This window comes from Pseudomonas sp. LBUM1652 (assembly GCF_059716105.1).
Map to the genome: position 1 here is coordinate 730734 of NZ_CP166804.1, position 22532 is coordinate 753265.

The following is a 22532-nucleotide window of genomic DNA, read 5'->3' on the forward strand; positions in this document are numbered from 1 at the left end:
CAGGGCCGCGAATATATATTCGCGGCCCTTTTTATTTTTAATTGGTTTTAATTTGTGTTCTGTTGCTCAGGTTTTATTGGTGTTCTCCCCATGAGAGGTTGCAGTGAAATATACAGAGTGAAATTTATTATTGTTTCGTGCAGATGCGTTGTTTGGTGTTTCTGGTCTTTGAAAGAAATTGAGTTTTATCTCGTTTGAGTTTTGATTTTGTTAGTGGCTAGCTTGGCCCTTGAATGTTCTGTGAAAGTCATTGGGGTAAGTCATGTCAAATGTTGAAGGTGCAAGTAATGATAATTACGTTAACTTTTCTGAGCTGTTCAGGCGTGCGGATTTCGAGCGCACACTGTCGCTGCATAAAGAAAGTAAGCATTATGAAGCGCTGTTGCGCTATTACTCCGCCTGTGTGAGTGCCACCGATACGCAGCAGTTGATTGAACCACTGAGATTATTGCGCCAGACACTGGAACAACTGTTGGGCAATAGTCGAGTGCGGCGGGAGTTGGAACCGCCGGTGGCCACGATCGAAAAACCGGCCGCAGAGCTTTCGCGGATTTACGACAAAGTTGAAGCCTTCGAATCACGCGTTCATCTCGGCGTCGAACTGATTAAAACTGTACCGACACCCGTTCCAAAGACCCTGCACTTCGTCTGGCTCGGTGGCGGCGTCGGCCCCATCCAGCGTGACTACCTCAATGTCTGGAAACAGGTACTCACCGGGCAGGGTTACACCCTTAATCTCTGGTTCGACAGTGACGCGTTACTGGCGTATCAGACCAATAAACTGATTGTCGAGGCGGCCAAGGCGGATGCCTTGGCGCAGGTCGCAGGTAAAACAATTGCCGAAGATGCACTGGCCGATCTTTACGAAGCGCGCGCCATTGTGCTTAAGCAGCAGATGCAGGCGCACATCGATGCCGCCGTGGCTAACGGTAAATCCGCCGATGACGCCCGCATCGATTTGCTGGTTAGCGCCTATGGCCAGGACGAGGCGCAACTGCAAGCACTCAGAGAACAAAATCGCAGCAGCTTGCAAGGCATGCTGGGGGGGGATCTGCAGTTGCGTGATCTCGACAACGCGACAACGCCATTACAACTGCAAGATATCTATGAACGGGAAATCCGCTTGCGCGGCAATCTGGCGGCCGCATCGGATGTCGTGCGTGCCGAAGTCCTGCATGGGGAAGGCGGCAGCTATGCCGATGTCGACAACTTGCCGCCTCTGGTGGAAAACCTGAGCGGTGTCGACCTCAGTGTTTTGAGCGTCGACGCCCGTCTGGGCATTCTGCAGTTGCTGCTCAATCACAACCCCGAATGGATGCCGGGCCGTCAGTCGTCCAACAGTTACGCCAAAAGCATTCCGGCAGAGCATCTTGCGACGCTTGAAGCGTTCGCCAAAAGCGGCCCGGCACTGAGTCAGGTTTTCCAGGCACCGACCGATTTGCTGGCGCGACCGTTCATGTTGCGTGCGGTGGCCGAAGGCAGTTCGACGACCAATGCTTTCTTGATGGCGCATGCCGGGTCGGCGACGCTGCAAGCGGTGATCGAGCGCATCCGCTTCAATTACCGGTTGGTCGACGAGACACTTCAGATGGCTGCGCAACGCAATGTCGCACTGACCGACTTCGACGGTGTGCTGCAACTGGCTCTGACCGTTTTGGAAAAAACCTACGGCCGGCTGCGTGAACTGCCGAATCAGGAGGAGATCCTCGCAGGCTTCCTCGCCAGTGCCGCCGCCAGCTACTTCAGTGACGGCATCCGTCCTCAGAGTGAAGGCACCATCTATCTGACCGGCCCCGGCGCGATACGCGACGGCATGGTCGATTACGCCAAGGCACACCTGACCCCCAGGCAGGCCGAGATGATCCGCGCCGAAGCGGCCATTGCGCGCTATGCGTCGGTCAACCGTGCCACCGAAGAAGAGCTGGATCACTCCTGGAAAGACAACGCGAACGATCCGGTGAAATGGGTGGAGGACGAGCAGGCGCGCTGGCAGCAAGGTCAGTACACGACCCGCTATAAGGGCGATATCGCACAGTTGCTCAAGGGCTCAATCATTGAGTTCGAACAAGGCTGGCCGGTGATTGAAGGTAGAGCGGTGCTATTGACTGACGTATTACAGCGTCTGGTCGACGGGCTTGGCGAACCGTTCACTGAGGCCATGCGAAAGGGGCATGATGGTGCAATCAGGTTCGAGAAGCTGTTGCCGTTGAGTTTTGCCGAGCGTCAGTTGATCAGGAATCAGCCACTCAATGCGCGGCCTCCGGTTTTTCTCAACGATCAGCGATTCCGGAGTCTGGGGCTGGATGAAGTGTTGAGTGCGCTGGCCCATGGCGAACTGTCTCTCGTCGAGACAACGCCACTGCAACGTCTGTCACTGGGCGTGTTGCTGGGGATTGATTCACTGCACAGCCAGAACTTCGACCGCTTCAGTGGCGAACTGGACAACCTGGCCAACAGTGTCCGTGAGTTGGGAGCTTCGAATCGTTATGCAGTCATTGAAAGACACCTCTATAGCCGTCGTGATGCGCAGTTTCTTAGCGGTCTTGCCGGCGATATCGCAGAGTCGGCCGCATCGATCAGCGCGCTGGATCTGAAAAAAGCCGCACTGATGAAGGCACAAACACTTCAGCAGTGGGGCCGATACGCCGCGCAAATTCAACAGACAGCCACCCTTGAGCATCGCTTGCAGATCAGCGAACGGATGGATCAGGTGCTCGGCCAGATCGAGGCCAACAGCGTAAAACCGGTGCCGCAGGATTTATTGCTGGGTGGCGCCGGCGAAGCCATCGGTGGGCGCTGTTATCCCTTGGCACTGATGATGGCCGCCGCTTTTGCAACCGGGGAAGTGGCTTCACATCGGTTGCGTGAACGTTTTTATCTGTCCGTCATTGAGCCGCAACAGAGTGATTCGCAGGCTTTCGTGCAAGTGCTGGAGGAGCTGCGAAGCGCTCAACTGAGCGAAGTGGGAACGACGCTCAGTCGTGCTGATCTGACACAGGTCACCGCTGCACTGGAGAACCATGCCAGCCCCCGAACATTAATGCTCAACTCTGACAACCACTCGATGCTGGTGGCGAAAACCGTTGTGGGTACGCAAGCCCTCTATCATTTTTACGACCCCAACTTCGGTCTGTTCGAATTTGAAAGCCCCGCCATGTTCAAGCGGGCGCTCGAGCACTTTTTTCTGAAAGTGGGCATGGCCAAATACTATGCCGCGTACGGTGGCAGTGTCCGTCCGACCTTCGATCTGATTGAACTGGATGGCGCAAAAGTAGCGGCCTTGCCGTTGTCCGGCGAGATCGATGTGGCGAAAGTGCTGACGAACGATCCGCTACCGGGTCAACCGCCAGGCAAGCTGCGTCAGCGCCTGAACAGTGCCCATGGTCGATCGCTGGTCGACAATTCGCATTTGGGTGCCAGCTTGCTTGGGCTGGATGGCCATTGGTGGGGGCAGCAGATCGCCGGCGCTACCACTGCGCTGCAAGAGCTGCATCCCTCGGTCACGCCGTTGGTGCCGTTGTTCGAAACGCTGGAGATCACCGCCGAAGGCAAATATCGGCTGAGCCTCGTCGACCCCTCGATGCCCGAACAGGTGGTTCAAGTGGTCAGTGATGACCACCGATTGTTGCGGATCAAGAACTGGCTGTCCGAGCAGTTCTCCACTCTGGCACGCAAACCGATCGACAGCGTCGGTGTACTGGACCCTACCGAGGCCAGCGCTGTTCATACCCTGAACGCAGGGTTTTCGATTCAGGCACTGATGAATGCCTTGCGTGGACGTGAAGGCGAGGATCGGACGCTGACCACAGCGGTGCGCCTGCACGCCTACCTCAATTACGCGCAGTTGGTGCATGGCAATGTCGTAGATGTAGTCGGTCTGATTCAACTGGTCAAAACTGCGCTGGGGGAGGAGAAGATCATCGCCCGCACCTGTGCCTCGGTCGTCACCGAAGCGTTGGGACATGCGGCCAATGAAGGTGTCGGCGCCGTGCTGGGGCTGGCAAACGTTGGTTTTGATATCTACCAGTTGGCGAGCGCACAGAACGACGTCGAAAAAGCACAGTTTGGGACACAGTTGGCCTTTGACTCGGCCAGCCTGGCATTGACTGCCGGGGGGGTTGGTGCCGCCGTGGCAGGCGCATCCACCGCCGCTGCAGTGTTGGGTGGTGCCGGCGTGATTCTGGGCGGGCTGGCGGTCGGTGTCGCGGCGCTCGCCCAAGGGTTTGCCGGTATTGCGCGCAACGCCCAGGATGTCGGGGCGTTTTTTGCAGACATGGAAGGCGCCTATCGCGGGCTCGGTTACCGCTTCGATGACGCGCTGGGGGCGTGGGTCGCGCACCCGTCGCTGATTGTCAAAAGCATTGATCTGACCGCTGGCAAGGTGCTGTTCGACAGCCAGAAGCTCTACCCATTGCGCGACCATTTCGGCGTCCCGGATTTCGACTCCGATTACGATCGGGCGGTCAATATCCGTCAGCAGTTAGGCTTGCCCGGACAGGTCCAGTTCTTACCGGCTGCCAGACAAACCATCGTCCTGCCGTGTACGCCTCAGACTTGTTATGGGTATGAGTACAAGGCGCTACCATTTGCCTCTTGGCGGCATGATCGCGGTTTCGATACCGCCCGGCGCCTGGAGAGAAAACTGGCAGATGGTCAATGGCTGTTTCTGTTTTCGTTTTACTCGTTTCCTTCGCATTACATTGTTCATCGTCTGTTTCCCGAGTATCGCGACACCGTCATCGACGTTCACCTCGATGCGGTCGAACGCACCTTGGTAGTGCCGTTGCTGCCGACTGCCTGGCGGGGCAAGGTGTCATATCGGATCTCCAGCGCCGGTGCGTCCTGTTCCGTGCTGCTCAATCACGGCGCCAGCATCGAATTGCACACGCCGAGTCAGAAGCAGGGCCGCTGGGTGCTGCAGGCTGGCTGGGCCAATGAAGAGAACATCCGGGTCGAGCTGTATGGCGAGCTGTACATCGGCGATGTTCACCTGAAGATATCCGGCCATGGACGCCACTCGGTGTTGATCCGTACGGCCAATCAGCAACTCTTCAGCGTTGACTTCGGCAAGCGTCAGGTGAACATCATTGAACAAAGCGCGCATGAAGGGCTCGATGAACAAGCGTTGCTCGAACACTACAAAACCCTCGCCCGAGAGCATCGTCTGGTGCTGCCGTATACACCGGTTCATAACTGGTTGATCCCGTTCGAATCGCCGCAGGAGCCGCGTTACACCACCGCCTGGTATGACGCCCGGGAAGAGCGTTTTCTCTATATTCGCAACGAGAAAATCGCCGATACCGAGGACGCGCAACTGGCCTTGGTGGCCAATGGATTTGCTTATTTCTACCTGGCGGACAGCTATAACATCTGGCAGGTCGATGTGGTCAGCGGGCTGCTCAAGGTTCAATACCGGTTGCTGGTGCCGGAGGGCGAAAGTGCGATTGGCCCCGTCGAAGTCGATGAGCACGGCGTGATTCATTTGATACAAACCGTCAGCAGCCCTTATGGCACTCGCCGGTTCAATTACCTGATTCATCAGGAGCAGTTGCTGCTGAGTTCCGTCACCCATGCAATGGCGCGGGAGCTGCAAGCGAGCGTGTTCGCCCACGAGTCGCTGGCCGACTGGTCGACGGTGCTGGGCAAATACACGATGGCTCGTCCCAGTGCGGAACGGGACGGTGCGACGACGGTTGACTGGCAGCCGGCGACTTACGTTTCGGTCAGTTGGAAATTCGAACCGGACAGACGTGACATCGTATGGGTTCGCAGCCGTGATCGATTGTTGATCCACCCGTTGCCGCTTCCTCGCCATGCCCGTGGCTGGCCCGACTCGATCAAGAATCTGACCGAGCTGGTGCTGCTGCCGATGACGGGCGCAAGCGATGTGTATTTCATCTACAACCGCCTCGACCAGGTTCTTTGCCGACTGCAGCGCGACGTGGCGCCGGGCAAGCAGCAGTGGTCGCATCGTTGGGTCGAACCAGAAGGGCTCAAGCAGATTGTGGCGGTGGAGAACGGCTACCTGATACTGGATGAAGAGGGCCGACTCTTTAACCTGACCGCACAAGGTGAGGCGCAATTGCACGGTGTCGGCGAGCAGTGGCTCAAGGGGCGTGCACATTGGTGGCAGGCACTGGAACCGATTTCCAAACGTTACCCGGTGGAGCGGTTTGCGATTGTCGGATTACGCAATGCCGCCGGTGATGGCCAACTGAGTGCCTGGCATATGAGCAACCGCGTGCTGTTATGCGATCCGGGGCGCGACAAGCCAGTGCGCGTGCTTGGCATGGCGCCGGATAATCGAACGGCCTGGTTGTTCAGTGTTTCCGATGGTGAAATCTGGCGTCAGGCGTTCGTCGATTCGCAGCAGCTTGATCGCGCGTTTGGCGAGGGTCAGCAGCTATTGCACCGCGATGCTTTACCGGCTCCCGAGCGGGTGTGGAGCGCCTGGCATTTTGCCGAGGTGACAGTCGATGGCGCCGGGTTACAGGGCACCACTGTTGAGGGTGTCACGCTGCGACTGGGTCATCAGCAGGCGCCGGTGGTCATCGGTGTTGAAAGTCGCTGGGTGACTGCGCAGGGCGCGCCTCTGATCGAACGCCTGCAAACCTTGTTGGCTTGTGCCGATCATGGTGACTTCGTGTCCGTGGCGTCCGGGCCAGATCATTTGCAATGGTATGACGTGAAAAGCGCCCGACTGGTGAGTATTGCCGCCACCGATTTACCCACGGACTTTGTAATGCTGGGCACCCGGAATCAGTTCAAGGTGTTGTTGCATCAGCGCCGGGAGGGAACGGTGCAGGTTTATCCGGGCAAGCACAGCATCGGGCCGTTCGATTACATCCAGCGCGATGGGCACGTCTTGACCGTTGAAGGTCATAACAGAATGAATGATCTGCTACCGCTGCTTGCCGATGACATCAATACGTTGGTTGTGCGACTGGGGCAGGGCGGCGTGACCTGTCATTTGTCAAAGGCTGCCTGGCAGAGACTGGATGCTGTCATCGTCGATTGCCGGCATGCGTTGGGAGAAGTGCCGGCAGTGCCGGGCAAGTTGCTTTGGGATTTTGAATCGCCGGAAAAGCTGCTGTTCGAGATCGTTGAGGAGCATCTGGTGATCGTTGACCCTGAGAGTGAACACTCGCTGATTTTCCGTGATGTGTGTTCCCCTGATCCGGCGTTGCGCGGTGAAGTGTTCCTGGCGTTTGGCAAGCAGCAATCCCACGCTATTTCTGCGTGGGTGCAGCGGTTGCAGGCAAGGACGGCACGCACGGCCAACGTCACCCCGCAAACGCTACTCGCAGAGCCGGCCGCCCGCTAAAACCGGCGGATAACAAAACGCCGCGAACGGTATCGTTCGCGGCGTTTTACTGTCAGGCGACTCTCGCAGGCGCCGAGGCTCAGGGCACCAGATAGCCTTTGACCCCGGTGAAGATGATCTGCGCCGCCAGTGCGCAAACGAACAATCCCATCAAGCGACTGACAATCTGCAAACCCTGGTCGCCGAGAATCCGTTCGATGCGGTTGGACAAGTACAGCACCACACCAACGGTAAAACTGGCCAGCGCAATACTCATGATTGCCGTGAGCTTGTCGTCCCAGTGCGGCTGGCTGACGCCCATCACCAGCAAGGCACCGATGGTACCGGGGCCGACGGTCAGCGGAATGGTCAGCGGCACGATAGTCACGTCCTGCTGCACGTTGTCGCTTTGCACCACCGACTTGCCTTGCGCCATGCCCAGCGCCGAGATGAACAGCACACTGCCGGCGCCGATGCGGAACGCATCCACAGTGATGCCGAACACATCGAAAATCACCCGCCCGAACAAATACAGCAAAACGCTGGAGACCAGCGTGGCGATGGCCACTTTCCAGGCCAGGCGGCGTTGCTCCTTGCGCGAATAACCACGGGTCAGGCTGATAAAACAGGACAACACGAAGAACGGGCTGTAGAGCACCAGCATCTTCAGGTAAACGCTGAATAACACGTGGAGCATGGTGCAAGCTCACTGGCGAGGGAAGTCGTGGGGGAGTCTATCAGGCGCTACCGGGTCTGTCGGCTCACGACGGTTGCGTGGTCGTCCGATTCTGCTCGTCACGCTGGGCGACCCAATGTTCGATCAACTCGCGCAGTTGCGACAACTCGACCGGCTTGGACATATGCCCATCCATCCCTGCCTGGCGTGCGCGTTCCTTGTGTTCGGCGAGGATGTGCGCCGTCAGCGCAACGATCGGCGTGCGGATGCGTTGGTTGCTGACTTCCCAGGCGCGCAATTGCTGGGTCGCGGAGAAACCGTCGAGGATCGGCATTTCGCAGTCCATCAACACCAGGTCGTAACGCTGGGCTTTCATCGCTTGCAGCGCTTCTTCCCCGTTGCTGGCGGTGTCCGGTTGCAGGTTGAGCTTGCCGAGCATGCCGCGAATCACTTTGGTCGAAATCGTGTTGTCTTCGGCGACGAGGATGCGGAAGTCGCTCGGCACTTTGGCCGCTGTGGCCGGGGTGAGCACTTGCGGCTGGAACACCACCTGGCCTTTGTTGCGCTGGTTGAGTTCGTCCGCCAGGGTGGTCTTGAGGGTGTAGCCGGCCACGGGTTTGGCGAGGATGCGTTTGATTCCCGAGTTGCGCGCAATGATCTTGCTCGGCGCGTTGCTGATGCCGGTGAGCATGATCAGCAGGATGTCGTGGTTGAGGCTCGGGTCTTCCTTGATCTTGGCCGCGAGCTGCATGCCGGTCATGCCGGGCATGTTCTGGTCGAGCAACACCACATCGAAGTAATCGCGCAGGTGCGCCTTGGTGCGCAGCAGGGCCAGCGCTTCCTTGCCCGATGGCACGGCGCTGACGTTCAGGCCCCAGGCGCTGCACTGCTGCACCAGCACTTTGCGGCAGGTGTCGTTGTCATCGACCACCAGCACCCGCGCGCCTTGCAGTGGACTGTCCAGATCAGAGGTCGGGTGTTCGAGGCGATCAGGGTCGAGCGGCAGGGTCAGCCACAAGGTGCTGCCCTGATTGGCGCCGCTCTTGATGCCGAATTCACCGTTCATCAAGCGGATCAATTGCCGCGCGATCACCAGCCCCAGATTGCCGCCCAGACGATTGGCCGAGAGGAAGTGCTTGCTGTGAAGTTCGGCGTGCATGAGCGCATCACGCTCCTCCTGTTCCATCGGCACGCCGCTGTCCTGCACGGCAATGCGCAGACGCGGTTTGCTGCTGCGCTCATCGAGGGCGACGACGATCAACACTTCGCCCTCGGCGGTTTTCTTGAGGGCATTTTCCAAAAGGCTTAACAGGGTTTGACGCAGGCGGGTCGGATCGCCACTGATGACGCGCGGCACTTGCGGCTGAATGAAGCTGATCAGCTCGACGTTCTGCTGTTCGGCCTTGGCGCGGTAGATGCTCAGGCAGTCATCGATCAACGCGTTGAGGTCGAATTGCACGTCGTCCAGTTCGATCTGCCCGGACTCGAGCTTGGAGATGTCGAGGATCTCGTTGATCAACGTCAGCAGTTCGTTGCCGGCGCTGTGGATGGTCTGCACGTAGTCGCGTTGCTTGACCGACAACGGCGTGCCGAGCAGCAGTTCGGTCATGCCCAATACGCCGTTCATCGGCGTGCGGATCTCGTGGCTGATCTTGGCGAGGAATTCGGCCTTGGCGTTGATCTCGGCATTGCTGGCGGCGAGGTCGCGGCTGATGCTGAAGCGGCTTTCGGTGATGCTGCGCTGACGCTCGCCCAGCGCGATGCTCATCAACAGGCCGCTGATACAGATGAACGCCATCAACGTCATGATCAGGCCTTGCGGTGCGACCAGTGTCAGCCCCAGCAAGGCTGGAAGAATGATCAATGTACCGATGTTGAACACCACCATCGCCGCGACGAACAGGCGTGCCGGGCGGTAGCCTTTCTGCCAGTGATAGAACGCGACAAACAACATGCTCAGGCCGGCCAGTGCCACCAGCGCGTAAGTGATGATGTTCAGCGGCAGGGTGTTGACGAACAACAGCAACAGACTGCAAATCACGATGAACAGAATGTCGCCCAGCAGCAGTTTGTTCAGCGGATGCGGGCCGAGTGGGGCGAAGAAGCGCAGTGCAAACATCAGCCCGGCCGGGGCTGTCAGCAGCAATGCCAGATAAGCGCCCGGGGTCTGGATCGCGTGCCAGTTCGGCAGCCACGGGCCGGCGAGATTGAGCAGCAGTAACAGGCTGAGCCCCAGCAGGCCTTCGCAGACGGCCAGCCACAGGCTACTGCGCGAACGCGAGTAGGCATAGCGCACGAGGTTGTGCAGCAGCAACATGCCGAGGCAGCCGAACAGCAAACCGAAGATCAGCGTTTGATTGTGATTGGCCGCGCTCATCACGGCTGATTGCAAGGTGATGTGCGGGCGCAACTGATGGTCGGAGACCATCCGCAGATAGATGTCGAGGGGTTTGTCACTCTGGGGCAGTGGCAACAGGAAATCACTGCTTGGCAGCGGCCGTTCGGCTTGGGGCTGGTCGGTGCCGGTTTTGCGTTGCTCGATCAGCTTGTCGCCGTCCAGCACGTACAAATTCAGGTGGGACAGATCCGGGGCGAAGATGCGCAGCACTTGTTCGTGCTGGCCGGGTGCGAGCTTGAAACGCAGCCACAAAGCACCCTCGGGCCCGGCCGCGGTGAGGCGGTCAAGGTCGATAGGGCTGAATTGATTGATGTAGCGGGCAGAGCGGATGTCGCTCAGCTGAAGGTCGCCCTGATCGTCGAGCAATACCGACCAGCCACTGCCTTGCGTGGCCTGGGCCGGGAGCATGCAGAGCAAGGTCAGCAACGTGACGGTGAAGCTTATGGCAATCCTGAGCCAGCGCACGGCGAAATCCCTTCGTAGGTTGATGCCAGAATATAACGATGCGCGGCAGCGGAACAGCCCGGCGAGGGACTGCATCCCGCGCCGAACCTGAGCGACAGCTTACTCCTGGGTTTCGCCACGTTCACGGGCAATGGCGCGGTAGCCAATGTCCTTGCGGTAGAAGCAGCCTTCCCAGTCGATCGCTGCGGCCAGCTTGTAAGCCTGCTGCTGCGCTGCACCGACGCTGGCGCCCATCGCTGTGGCGCAGAGCACGCGACCACCGGCGGTCACGACCTGACCGTCCTTCAGCGCAGTACCGGCGTGGAAGACTTTACCTTCCAGGCTTGCCGCTGCGTCCAGACCGTTGATCGCCGCGCCCTTGGCGTAGTCGCCCGGGTAGCCGCCAGCGGCCAACACGATGCCGACGCTCGGACGTGGATCCCACTGCGCTTCAACCTTGTCCAGCGCCTGCGCCAACGCCGCTTCAACCAGCAGCACCAGGCTCGACTGCAGACGCAGCATCACTGGTTGGGTTTCCGGATCACCGAAACGGCAGTTGAACTCGATGACTTTCGGGTTGCCGGCCTTGTCGATCATCAGACCGGCGTACAGGAAGCCAGTGTAGACGTTGCCTTCTTCGGCCATACCGCGAACGGTCGGCCAGATCACCAGGTCCATTACGCGCTTGTGCACGTCGGCAGTGACCACCGGGGCAGGGGAGTAAGCACCCATGCCGCCGGTGTTCGGGCCGCTGTCGCCGTCGCCGACGCGTTTGTGGTCCTGGCTGGTGGCCATCGGCAGCACGTTCTTGCCGTCGACCATGACGATGAACGACGCTTCTTCACCGTCGAGGAACTCTTCGATCACCACGCGCGAACCGGCGTCACCGAAAGCATTGCCGGCAAGCATGTCGCGCACGGCGTCTTCGGCTTCGGCCAGGGTCATCGCAACGATCACGCCTTTACCGGCCGCCAGGCCGTCGGCCTTGATCACGATCGGTGCGCCTTTTTCACGCAGATAAGCCAGGGCCGGCTCGATCTCGGTGAAGTTCTGGTAATCGGCGGTCGGGATCTTGTGGCGTGCCAGAAAGTCCTTGGTGAAGGCTTTCGAACCTTCCAGTTGCGCAGCACCCGCGGTCGGGCCAAAGCAGTCCAGGCCACGGGAGCGGAACAGGTCAACGACGCCAGCGACCAGCGGCACTTCCGGGCCGACGATGGTCAGGGAAACGTTTTTCTCGGCGAAGTCCGCGAGCTGCTCAAGGGCCAGCACGTCGATGGCGACGTTCTCGCACTTGGCTTCAATCGCGGTACCGGCGTTGCCCGGTGCGACGAAAACCTTCTGCACGCGCGGATCCTGAGCCACTTTCCAGGCCAGGGCGTGTTCACGGCCACCGCTGCCAATGATCAAAACATTCATTTCAAAAACCTCAAAATTCTGTCAGGCGCTGCTGGAGCGCTTTATGTGGGAGCGAGCCTGCTCGCGAAAGCGGTGTGTCAGTCAAAACAGCTATGACTGACAGATTGCATTCGCGAGCAGGCTCGCTCCCACATTTGAACCGGTGTATCAGTGACGGAAGTGGCGCATGCCGGTGAATACCATCGCGATGCCGGCCTCATCAGCCGCAGCAATCACTTCAGCATCACGCATCGAACCACCTGGCTGGATCACCGCAGTGATACCGACCTTGGCCGCGTTGTCCAGACCGTCGCGGAACGGGAAGAACGCGTCCGATGCCATCACCGAACCTGCTACTTGCAGGCCAGCGTGTTCTGCCTTGATCGCGGCGATACGCGCGGAGTTGACGCGGCTCATCTGGCCGGCGCCGACACCGATGGTCTGACGGTTCTTGGCGTAAACGATCGCGTTGGATTTAACGTACTTGGCGACTTTCCAGGCGAAGATCAGGTCGTTGATTTCCTGTTCGGTCGGTGCGCGCTTGGTCACGACTTTCAGGTCTTCACTGCCGATCATGCCGATGTCGCGACTCTGCACCAGCAGGCCACCGTTGACGCGCTTGTAGTCCCAGGCCGCAGCGCGGTCAGCCGACCACTCGCCACACGCCAGCAGGCGCACGTTGGCTTTGGCCGCAACGATGGCACGGGCTTCTTCGCTCACGCTTGGCGCAATGATCACTTCCACGAACTGACGCTCGACGATCGCCTTGGCGGTCTCGGCATCCAGTTCACGGTTAAAGGCGATGATGCCGCCGAACGCCGATTCGGTGTCGGTGGCGTAGGCCAGTTCGTAGGCCTGACGGATGCCGCCTTCGGCGTCCGGGCTCACGGCCACGCCGCACGGGTTGGCATGCTTGACGATTACGCAGGCCGGCTTGACGAAGCTCTTCACGCATTCCAGTGCGGCGTCGGTGTCGGCCACGTTGTTGTACGAGAGTTCCTTGCCCTGCAGTTGGGTCGCGGTGGCGATGCCGACTTCGGCCGGTTTGGCTTCAACGTAGAACGCCGCGCTCTGGTGCGGGTTCTCGCCGTAGCGCATTTCCTGAGCCTTGATGAACTGGCTGTTGAAGGTGCGCGGGAATTCACTGCGGCCTTCAGTGCTCAGTGTCTCGGCAGCCTGATTCACGGTGCCCATGTAGTTGGCGATCATGCCGTCGTAGGCGGCGGTGTGTTCGAACGCCTTGAGCATCAGGTCGAAACGCTGTGCGTAGGTCAGGCCGCCGGCTTTCAAGCCTTCGAGGACGTTGGCGTAATCGCTGGCATTCACTACGATCGCAACGTCTTTATGGTTTTTCGCCGCCGAACGGACCATGGTCGGGCCGCCGATGTCGATGTTTTCGATGGCGGTCGGCAGGTCGCAGCCTGGCTTGTTGATGGTGGCTTCGAACGGGTACAGGTTGACCGCGACCAGATCGATCGGCTTGATGCCGTGTTCGCTCATGATCGCGTCGTCGATACCGCGACGACCGAGGATACCGCCGTGGATTTTCGGGTGCAGGGTTTTCACCCGACCGTCCATCATTTCAGCGAAACCGGTGTAATCCGCGACTTCCACTGCGGCAACGCCGTTGTCGCGCAGCAGCTTGAACGTTCCGCCGGTGGAGAGGATCTCGACGCCCAGCGCTTCAAGCTCCTTGGCGAATTCGAGGATCCCGGTCTTGTCGGAAACGCTGATCAAGGCGCGGCGGATCGGCAGGCGGGTAGTCTGGTCGGTCATCTCAATTTCCATCAAAAGCAAAGGAAGTCAGCAAAAAAGGCGACCGGTTTTACGCGGGCGCCTTTCTGGTTTGATTGAATGCTTACAGCAGATCGTACTGCTTGAGTTTCTTGCGCAGCGTGCCGCGGTTGAGTCCCAGCAGCTCACTGGCCTTGGTCTGGTTGCCCTTGACGTAGTTCATCACGCTTTCGAGCAGGGGAGCCTCGACTTCGGAGAGCACCAGGTTGTACACATCCGTGACGGACGCGCCCTCAAGGTGGGCGAAATAATTGTGCAGCGCCTTCTCGACACTCCCGCGAAGGGTCTGGCCTTCTTCGCTCGGAGTATTGAGGTGCTGTTTCAAATTCACGTTGTCGCTCACGGGTGCTGTTCCACTCACTAAAGTCTCGGTCATCATCGTCATGCGGCCACCCCTTCTTCGTCCCCTGTCAGGCTTTTGTAACGCTCGGCGAAGAACTCCCGAACGTTGGCGCATTGTGTTTCCGTACCATCCAAACGATTGAAGTGGGCGCGAAACTCCCTGGCGCCCGGCAAGGTTGCGAGATACCAGCCCACATGCTTTCGAGCAATGCGCACGCCCATCACGTCCCCATAGAAAGCGTGAAGTGCGGCCAGATGCTCTAGCAGTATGCGTTCCACTTCGATCAGTTGCGGGGCCGGCAATTTCTCGCCGGTACGCAGGTAATGATCGATCTCGCGAAAAATCCATGGCCGCCCTTGGGCGGCACGGCCTACCAACAGGCCATCGGCACCGGTCGCGTCGAGCACGTAGCGGGCCTTTTCCGGCGAATCGATATCGCCATTGGCAAACACCGGGATCGACACAGCCTGCTTGATCGCGGCAATCGTGTCGTACTCGGCTTCGCCGGTGTACAGATCGGCGCGAGTGCGGCCATGCACTGCCAGCGCGGTGATCCCGGCCTGCTCGGCGATCTTTGCCACGGTCAGGCCGTTCTTGTTGTCGCGATCCCATCCGGTGCGGATCTTCAGGGTCACCGGCACATCAACCGCAGCCACGACGGCCTGCAGGATCTCGGTGACCAGTGCTTCATCCTTCAGCAACGCAGAGCCGGCGGCCTTGTTGCAGACCTTTTTTGCCGGGCAACCCATGTTGATATCAATAATCTGTGCGCCCAGATCGACGTTGGCCCGTGCTGCATCCGCCAGCATCTGCGCGTCGCCACCGGCGATCTGTACCGAGCGTGGTTCGGGATCGCCTTCGTGGATCATGCGCATGCGCGACTTGCGGGTGTTCCACAGGCTCATGTCACTGGTGACCATTTCCGAGACTACAAGCCCCGCGCCCAGACGCTTGCACAGCTGACGAAAGGGCTGGTCGGTGACGCCCGCCATCGGGGCGAGAATCAAGCCGTTCTGTAATGTATATGGGCCGATGCGTACCGCCGACATAGGACTTCCCTGAAGTGGGGCCGGATCATGAGAGTTCGAAAAAGGGTGGGCATGATACCCGCTCTCGATGACTGGATAAAGGCTGAATTGAACAAAATCTGAACAGTTATTCCGTTATCGCCAGCGGTTTGGTTGCGCAGCGCGAAGTCAGAAAATTGCCGTCAATCAAGAAGCGGTGAAGCAATTCACTCGGGCGAGTGAAAACTCAGGCTGTAATTCACCGCTTTCGGGCCTGGATCGAGAATATCCAGAGCGATGTGAATCGGCGTTTGCGGCGGCATCTCCGCCAGACCTTCGAGGTCGCCGTTGAGGTATTCGCCGGGTTTGAAGCGGCGACTGGCGATCAGATGGCCGTTAAGGTCGGCAAAACGCAGTTCCAGCAGCGGAAACGGCTGGGAGAACGTCGCGCGGTTATAGATGATCGCGTCGACCACCAGCGCACCGCTGAACTCCGGATGGCTGCGCACCACCAGATTGCTGCTCTTGATTTTGGCGATATCGACCTTGGACGGCACAGTGCAACCGATCTGCGGGCAGACTTGCTGGAACCATGGGCGGTACTGATCCTGACGTGCCAGTTCATCAAAATGATAGGCGATGTACTGAAAAGCCAAACCACCAGCGGCCAGCAACACCAGCGTCAGCCATAGCAGGCGTCGACCCCAAGGCGAGCGGCGTTTCTGCCAGTCCAGTTGCAGCGGGTCGTCAGTCAGGTCCTGCAACACTTCGGCGCGGACGCCGGGTTCTGCGCGTTGGCGTTTTTTGCGCGAAGGCTCGATTGCAGGCAGATCGTCGTCATCGGCTTCGTCACTGGCGGACAGGTGCTCGCGACGGGCATTCGGATCAATCGGATCGTGCAGACGCAGTTGCGGGATCGCCGGCTCGTCGTCCAGATCCACCGGTTCCAGCGACAGCGAGGGCTCGGTGCGCGTGGTTTTTTCCTGTTCGACGTCAAGGATTTGCGGATCGGCTTCGTCTTCTGCCTCGGGCGTGGGCGTGTGCTCGTCGTCACGCGCACTGAGCAGACTGTCGCGCCACACGGTTTCATCGGCTTCGGGGCTATCACGCCGGGCGCTCAGGGAGTCTTCGCGCGGACGACCGAATTCGGTGGTCGGCTGGATTTCCCGTTGTTCGAGACGGGCGAGTTCTTCGTCCAGATCCAGGCTGTCGAGGTCCAGCTCCGAGGCGCTCCACTGCTTTTGGCTGATGGCGCGCGGCGCGGGCGGCTCGACGATGGCCTGGCGCTCGACAAGCGGTAGCTCCTCGACGGGCAGCGTTTCAATCGGCGGCGCGACCGGCGTCACCGCGTCCTTGCCAGCGTGTTGCTCAAGCAGCTGTTTGGCGGCGTTGAACACTTGCAGGCAAGAGCCGCAGCGAACCACCCCGCGGGCCACGCTCAATTGAGCATGGCTGACACGGAAGCTGGTTTGGCAATGCGGGCACTGAGTGACGAAACTGTCGGTCATGCGGCGATCCGGATTATGCAGGCGGCCATTCTAGCGCCGACGCCCGGTAATGCGCACCCAGCCATCGCGATTGGCGATCGGGTCGAGATCGAAGTCCTGAGCATAAGCGGCAGCGACTTCTTCACCTTGTTCGGCGAGGATGCCAGACAGCGCCAGACGCCCCCCGGACTTGACCAGGCTGGACAGTTGCGGAGCCAGCGAAACCAGCGGGCCGGCCAGAATGTTGGCAACCAGCACGTCGGCTTTGACCTGCGGCAGGTCTTCCGGCAGGTACAGCGGGAACAGCTCGTCGGCAATGTTGTTGCGACCGGCATTGTCACGCGAGGCTTCCAGCGCCTGCACGTCAATGTCGGTGCCGACTGCTTCTTTAGCGCCGAGCAACAGGGCGGCGATGGCCAGAATCCCCGAGCCGCAGCCGAAGTCCAGCACGTTGCAGTCTTTCAGATCCTGGCCGTCGAGCCATTCCAGGCACAGCGCGGTGGTCGGGTGCGTGCCGGTGCCGAACGCCAGACCCGGATCCAGCAGCAGGTTGACGGCGTCAGGCTCTGGAGCAGCGTGCCAGCTCGGCACGATCCACAGGCGCTGGCCGAAACGCATTGGCTGGAAACCGTCCATCCAGCTGCGTTCCCAATCCTGGTCTTCGATGACTTCGCTGTGATGCTCCGGCAGCGGGCTGCCGGTCAGCAATTCCAGATGGGCCAGTACCGGTGCGGCTTCAGTGCCGCCCTCGAACAGGGCCAGCAAGTGCGTGTGCGCCCACAGCGGTGTGGTGTTGAGTTCCGGCTCGAAGATCGGCTGATCTTCGGCGTCCATGAATGTCACCGATACGGCGCCCACTTCAAGGAAAGCGTCTTCGTAGGTTTCGGCTTGTTCCGGGCTGATGGCGAGTCGTACTTGCAGCCAAGGCATGGCGGGCACCTTTGAAAAAATATGATTGCAGCCTAGCGGCCAGCGAGAAGCGCGCAAGTTTACGCGAGCGCGCCGCAGAACACGACTATGGTCGAAGATCAAAAGATCGCAGTCTGCGGCAGCTCCTGCAGGGGAATGCATTACACATGTAGGAGCTGCCGAAGGCTGCGATCTTTTGATATTTACTGCAGAAACAACAAAGCCGCCCGAAGGCGGCTTTGTCTGGTGCGGGCTGAAGCTTAGTGCTTCTCGCCAGCCAGCTTGTGCTCGAGGTAGTGAATGTTCACGCCCCCTTTGCAGAAGCCTTCATCACGAACCAGATCACGGTGCAGCGGGATGTTGGTCTTGATCCCGTCAACCACGATTTCGTCCAGGGCATTGCGCATGCGCGCCATGGCTTCGTCGCGGGTGGCGCCGTAAGTGATCAGCTTGCCGATCAGCGAGTCGTAGTTCGGCGGAACCGCATAACCGCTGTACAGGTGCGAATCGACGCGAACGCCGTTGCCGCCTGGGGCGTGGAAATGCTTGACCGTGCCCGGGCTCGGCATGAAGGTTTTCGGGTCTTCAGCGTTGATCCGGCATTCCAGCGAGTGACCGCGGATCACCACGTCATCCTGCGTGAACGACAGCTTGTTGCCAGCGGCGATGCTGAGCATCTCCTTGACGATGTCGATACCGGTGACCATTTCCGAAACCGGGTGCTCCACCTGAACACGGGTGTTCATTTCGATGAAGTAGAAACGACCGTTCTCGTACAGGAACTCGAAAGTGCCGGCGCCACGGTAGCCGATGTCGATGCACGCCTTGACGCAGCGAGCCAGAACTTCCTGGCGCGCCTGCTCGTCGATGCCCGGTGCCGGCGCTTCTTCGAGAACCTTCTGGTGACGACGTTGCAGCGAGCAATCGCGGTCGCCCAGGTGGATAGCGTGGCCCTGGCCGTCGGAAAGAACCTGGACTTCCACGTGACGCGGGTTGGTCAGGAATTTTTCCAGATACACCATCGGGTTGCCGAACGCCGCGCCTGCTTCGGTGCGGGTCAGTTTGGCGAAGGAGATCAGGTCTTCTTCCTTGTGAACCACGCGCATGCCGCGACCACCACCGCCGCCAGCGGCTTTGATGATCACCGGGTAGCCGACTTCACGACCGATACGCAGCGCCGTTTCTTCGTCTTCCGGCAGTGGGCCGTCAGAACCTGGAACGGTTGGTACACCCGCTTCGATCATCGCGTGCTTGGCCGATACCTTGTCGCCCATCAGGCGAATGGTGTCGGCTTTCGGGCCGATGAAGGCGAAGCCGGAGTTCTCGACCTGCTCGGCAAAATCGGCGTTTTCCGCGAGGAAACCGTAGCCCGGGTGAATGGCGGTAGCGCCAGTCACTTCAGCCGCAGCGATGATGGCCGGGATGTGCAGGTAAGACTGAGCGGCAGACGCCGGGCCGATGCAGACGGATTCGTCTGCCAGACCCAGGTGCATCAGCTCTTTGTCGGCCTTGGAGTAAACGGCGACGGTCTTGATGCCCATCTCTTTGCAGGCACGCAGAATCCGCAGGGCGATCTCACCGCGGTTAGCGATCAGAACTTTTTCCAACTTCGCAGTCATCAAAGGCTCTCCGCAGTTCAAACGATGGTGAACAGCGGTTGGTCGTACTCAACCGGCTGGCCGTCTTCGACGAGGATGGACTCGATCACACCGCTGGTTTCAGCTTCGATGTGGTTCATCATCTTCATGGCTTCAACGATGCACAGGGTGTCGCCTTTCTTCACGGTCTGGCCGACTTCAACGAAGGACGGCGAGGCTGGCGAAGACTTGCGATAGAACGTGCCAACCATCGGCGAACGGGCAACAGTGCCATTCAACGCTGGAGCAGCAGCGGCAGCCGGGGCTGCAGCAGCAACAGGAGCGGCGGCAACAGGTGCGGCAGCCGGTGCTTGCATCGGTGCAGGTGCGTAGTACTGCTGAGCCGGGGTCTTGCTGTGACGGCTGATGCGTACGGACTCTTCGCCTTCCTTGATCTCGAGCTCGTCGATGCCGGACTCTTCCAGCAATTCGATCAGTTTCTTAACTTTACGGATATCCATGAATCATCAACTCCCAAGGGTCGGTCAGGGGCGTATAGCTTGTTGTTCAAGCTGCTCTAGTGCAGCCTCCAGGGCCAGTCGGTAACCGCTGGCGCCAAGGCCGCAGATCACTCCTACCGCTACATCGGAGAAGTAAGAGTGATGGCGGAAAGGTTCGCGTTTGTGCACGTTGGACAAATGCACTTCGATGAATGGGATGCTCACTCCCAGCAGCGCGTCACGTAATGCAACACTTGTATGTGTAAAAGCTGCTGGATTGATCAGGATGAAATCCACACCTTCGCCGCGCGCGGCGTGGATGCGATCGATCAATTCGTACTCGGCATTGCTTTGCAGATGCAACAGATGATGGCCGGCTTCACGGGCGCGGCGCTCCAGGTCCTGATTGATCTGTGCCAGGGTCGTCGACCCATAGGTGCCCGGTTCGCGGGTGCCGAGCAGGTTCAGGTTGGGGCCGTGCAGCACCAGTAGGGTTGCCATCTGCGTGTCCTTGTTATGAATAAGCAGTCGTCAGAACCCGGCGACTATGCCGCAAAGACTTTGTGACTGTCCAGTTCTATGCAATAGCCAGCACGATGGCCGATGTTTGCGCAAAATTTGTGACCGTGTGATCTGATCCGGTCATTGTGGTGATTGATCTGGCGTTATCGCGAGCAGGCTCGCTCCCACATTGGAATGCACACCTCTGTGGGAGCGAGCCTGCTCGCGAAGGCGATTTATCAGACACGGAAGGCCTGAACGGCCGTATGCAACTGCCCGCCCAATACCAGCAGGTTCTCGCCCTGTTCACGGCCCTGGCCGATGCGCAGCAAGTTATCCCCACCCAATTGATGAATCCGCTCGCTGTGATCGCGAATCTCGCTGACCGCGCCGCTCTGCTGCGCGGTGATATCGGCGATGCGGATCGCTGTGTCGGAAATGGTCTGGATCGCCCCGACGATCTTGTCCAGCGCGCCGTCCGCCGCTTGCGCCTGATTGGCCGTGGCTTCGGCGTGCTCGACCTGAGCGCGCATGCCTTCGACCGATTGCCGGGCGGCGGTTTGCAGGCCGGCGATCAGGGTTTGAATCTCCGCTGTCGCCCCGGCGGTGCGCTGCGCCAGCGAACGCACTTCCTCGGCCACCACGGCAAATCCACGGCCCATTTCCCCGGCGCGTGCCGCTTCAATCGCCGCGTTCAGCGCCAGCAGATTGGTCTGATCGGCAATCGAGCGGATCACCGTCAATACGCCGCCAATGGTCGCCGACTCTTCGGCCAGATGTTCGATCATCTGCGCGTTGCCTTGCACCTCGCCGACCAAAGCGTGCAGTCCGGTGAGGCTCTGGCCGATGACGGTTTGGCCATGTTCGACGGCCAAACCTGCATGACGGCTGGCATCGGCCGCCTGACGGGCATCCCCGGCGACTTGCTGAATAGTGGCCTCCAGTTCGCCGAGGGAATCGCGAATCAATGCCGTATCCCCGGCCTGATGCTCGGCGCCGCTGTGCAAATCGTTGCTCAGTTCGGCGAGGGTGCGGCTGCTGCCCGCCACTTGCTCGGCGTTGCCGCGAATCGTACCGACCAGATCCACCAGATACGCGCGCAAGCGATTGAGCGACGCTTCGATGTCGTGCAATTCGCGGTTGGTCTTGCCCAGTTGAATGTCTTGACTGAAATCGCCTTCGGCCCAGGTCGACAATGCTGGCGCAAGATTGGTCAGGGTGCGGGCCAGGCGGCGCTGCAGGGTGTCGATAAGCAGTGCGATCAGCAGAATCAGGCCGATCATCACGCCTTGCATCAGTCGTACTTCGCCCTGGATTTGCCCGTGCTGGGCGCGCACTACCGGTTCCAGGCCTGCGATGGCTTGCTGCACGGCAGCGATTTTCAAGTGGGTCGCGGTGCTCAGATCGGTGCGTTTCTGAATCTGCTCGCGGGTGCGTTGCAATTCTGCCGGGTAGCGGCCGAGCAGGCTGTTGAGTTCACGTTTGAGGCCGACACCAGCGTCTTCGGCGACGGCTTTTTCCGTGCTTTCGATGCCCATCATCGCCGCGAAGTCATCACTGCTCGATTCGTTGCTGGCGATCACGCCGAGAAGGGGCAGGGCATCAATCGCCTGCGCCTGAGTGCGGATGTTGTCGACTTCGCGCTCGACGTCAGCGGCCAGTTCGCTGCGGCCGCTGCTGACCAGTTTGTCCCGTGCCAGCGACAGCTTGCCCAGATGCTGTGAGGCGGCGAGCAGTGGCGCGAGCCAAGTCGCGTTGCCATTGGCATAGGTACTGAGTTGGTCGAGGCTGGCGCTGAGTTCGCGTTCGGCCTGCAACAGCAATGCCTGCGGATCACCGGCGAGTTTGCCGGCGGCGAGCAAGTCGGTTTTGCTGAATTCTTCCAGGCCTGAGATGCTCGGGCGCAGGGTGTCGGCCAGAGCGGGCGGCAGTTCGCCGAGTTCTTTCTGCACGCTATCGATGGCCTGACTGGCGCTGCTCAGACGCAGGGCATCACCGCTGGCGAGGTAATCCTCGACGTTGCGCGCCACCTCGTTCTGAAATTGCTGCGACAGCCCCAAATAACGCTCCATCAACAGATAGGGGCGTTCCAGAGCTTTTTGCGACCACCACAGCGTGGCGCCGAGTGCCAGGCACACGGCTACCAGCAGCAGAGTATTGAGATTGGTGAGCAACTTCAGGCGCATGACGGCTACCAA

The 22532-nt window shown here is 59.6% G+C and carries 13 protein-coding genes; 1 reads left to right on the forward strand and 12 read right to left on the reverse strand.

Features of this window, described 5'->3' with window-relative positions; all coding sequences use genetic code 11:
• Positions 1-262 precede the first annotated feature (262 nt).
• Positions 263-7324, forward strand: a complete 7062-nt coding sequence (locus ACA069_RS03215) for a TcdA/TcdB pore-forming domain-containing protein (protein ID WP_497616291.1) — start codon at positions 263-265, stop codon at positions 7322-7324.
• 79 nt (positions 7325-7403) lie between these two features.
• On the opposite strand, the gene ACA069_RS03220 is transcribed toward ACA069_RS03215, so the two are convergent.
• From ACA069_RS03220 to ACA069_RS03275, 12 genes are all read right to left on the reverse strand, one after another.
• Positions 7404-8000 carry a MarC family protein gene (locus ACA069_RS03220; RefSeq protein WP_187678526.1) on the reverse strand — a complete coding sequence of 199 codons (597 nt, stop codon included), beginning with the start codon at positions 7998-8000 and terminating at the stop codon, positions 7404-7406.
• Between the two features lie 64 nt (positions 8001-8064).
• Complete coding sequence (locus ACA069_RS03225; protein WP_497616293.1) at positions 8065-10842, reverse strand: hybrid sensor histidine kinase/response regulator; 2778 nt, start codon at positions 10840-10842, stop codon at positions 8065-8067.
• 99 nt (positions 10843-10941) lie between these two features.
• Positions 10942-12237, reverse strand: a complete 1296-nt coding sequence (gene purD, locus ACA069_RS03230; protein ID WP_489880653.1) for a phosphoribosylamine--glycine ligase — start codon at positions 12235-12237, stop codon at positions 10942-10944.
• Positions 12238-12384: 147 nt separating this feature from the next.
• Positions 12385-13992 (reverse strand): bifunctional phosphoribosylaminoimidazolecarboxamide formyltransferase/IMP cyclohydrolase, encoded by a 1608-nt coding sequence (gene purH / locus ACA069_RS03235; RefSeq protein WP_401266010.1) that lies wholly within the window; start codon positions 13990-13992, stop codon positions 12385-12387.
• 82 nt (positions 13993-14074) lie between these two features.
• On the reverse strand, positions 14075-14395 hold the full coding sequence (fis, locus tag ACA069_RS03240) for a DNA-binding transcriptional regulator Fis (RefSeq protein WP_003221275.1): 321 nt from the start codon (positions 14393-14395) through the stop codon (positions 14075-14077).
• Positions 14392-15402: a tRNA dihydrouridine synthase DusB gene (gene dusB / locus ACA069_RS03245; protein WP_497616295.1), complete on the reverse strand. Its 1011-nt coding sequence runs from the start codon at positions 15400-15402 to the stop codon at positions 14392-14394. The genes fis and dusB overlap by 4 nt, the downstream gene beginning before the upstream one ends.
• A gap of 185 nt (positions 15403-15587) precedes the next feature.
• Complete coding sequence (locus ACA069_RS03250; RefSeq protein ID WP_497616297.1) at positions 15588-16868, reverse strand: DUF3426 domain-containing protein; 1281 nt, start codon at positions 16866-16868, stop codon at positions 15588-15590.
• A gap of 30 nt (positions 16869-16898) precedes the next feature.
• Complete coding sequence (gene prmA, locus ACA069_RS03255; RefSeq protein WP_187678520.1) at positions 16899-17777, reverse strand: 50S ribosomal protein L11 methyltransferase; 879 nt, start codon at positions 17775-17777, stop codon at positions 16899-16901.
• A gap of 239 nt (positions 17778-18016) precedes the next feature.
• Positions 18017-19375 carry an acetyl-CoA carboxylase biotin carboxylase subunit gene (gene accC, locus ACA069_RS03260; protein WP_159813513.1) on the reverse strand — a complete coding sequence of 453 codons (1359 nt, stop codon included), beginning with the start codon at positions 19373-19375 and terminating at the stop codon, positions 18017-18019.
• 17 nt (positions 19376-19392) lie between these two features.
• Positions 19393-19854: an acetyl-CoA carboxylase biotin carboxyl carrier protein gene (gene accB / locus ACA069_RS03265; protein ID WP_187678519.1), complete on the reverse strand. Its 462-nt coding sequence runs from the start codon at positions 19852-19854 to the stop codon at positions 19393-19395.
• A 24-nt stretch (positions 19855-19878) separates the two neighbouring features.
• Positions 19879-20334 carry a type II 3-dehydroquinate dehydratase gene (gene aroQ / locus ACA069_RS03270; RefSeq protein WP_064585783.1) on the reverse strand — a complete coding sequence of 152 codons (456 nt, stop codon included), beginning with the start codon at positions 20332-20334 and terminating at the stop codon, positions 19879-19881.
• 239 nt (positions 20335-20573) lie between these two features.
• A complete protein-coding gene (locus tag ACA069_RS03275) occupies positions 20574-22520 on the reverse strand; it encodes a methyl-accepting chemotaxis protein (RefSeq protein ID WP_187678518.1) in 1947 nt (648 codons plus the stop codon).
• Between the last annotated feature and the right edge of the window lie 12 nt (positions 22521-22532).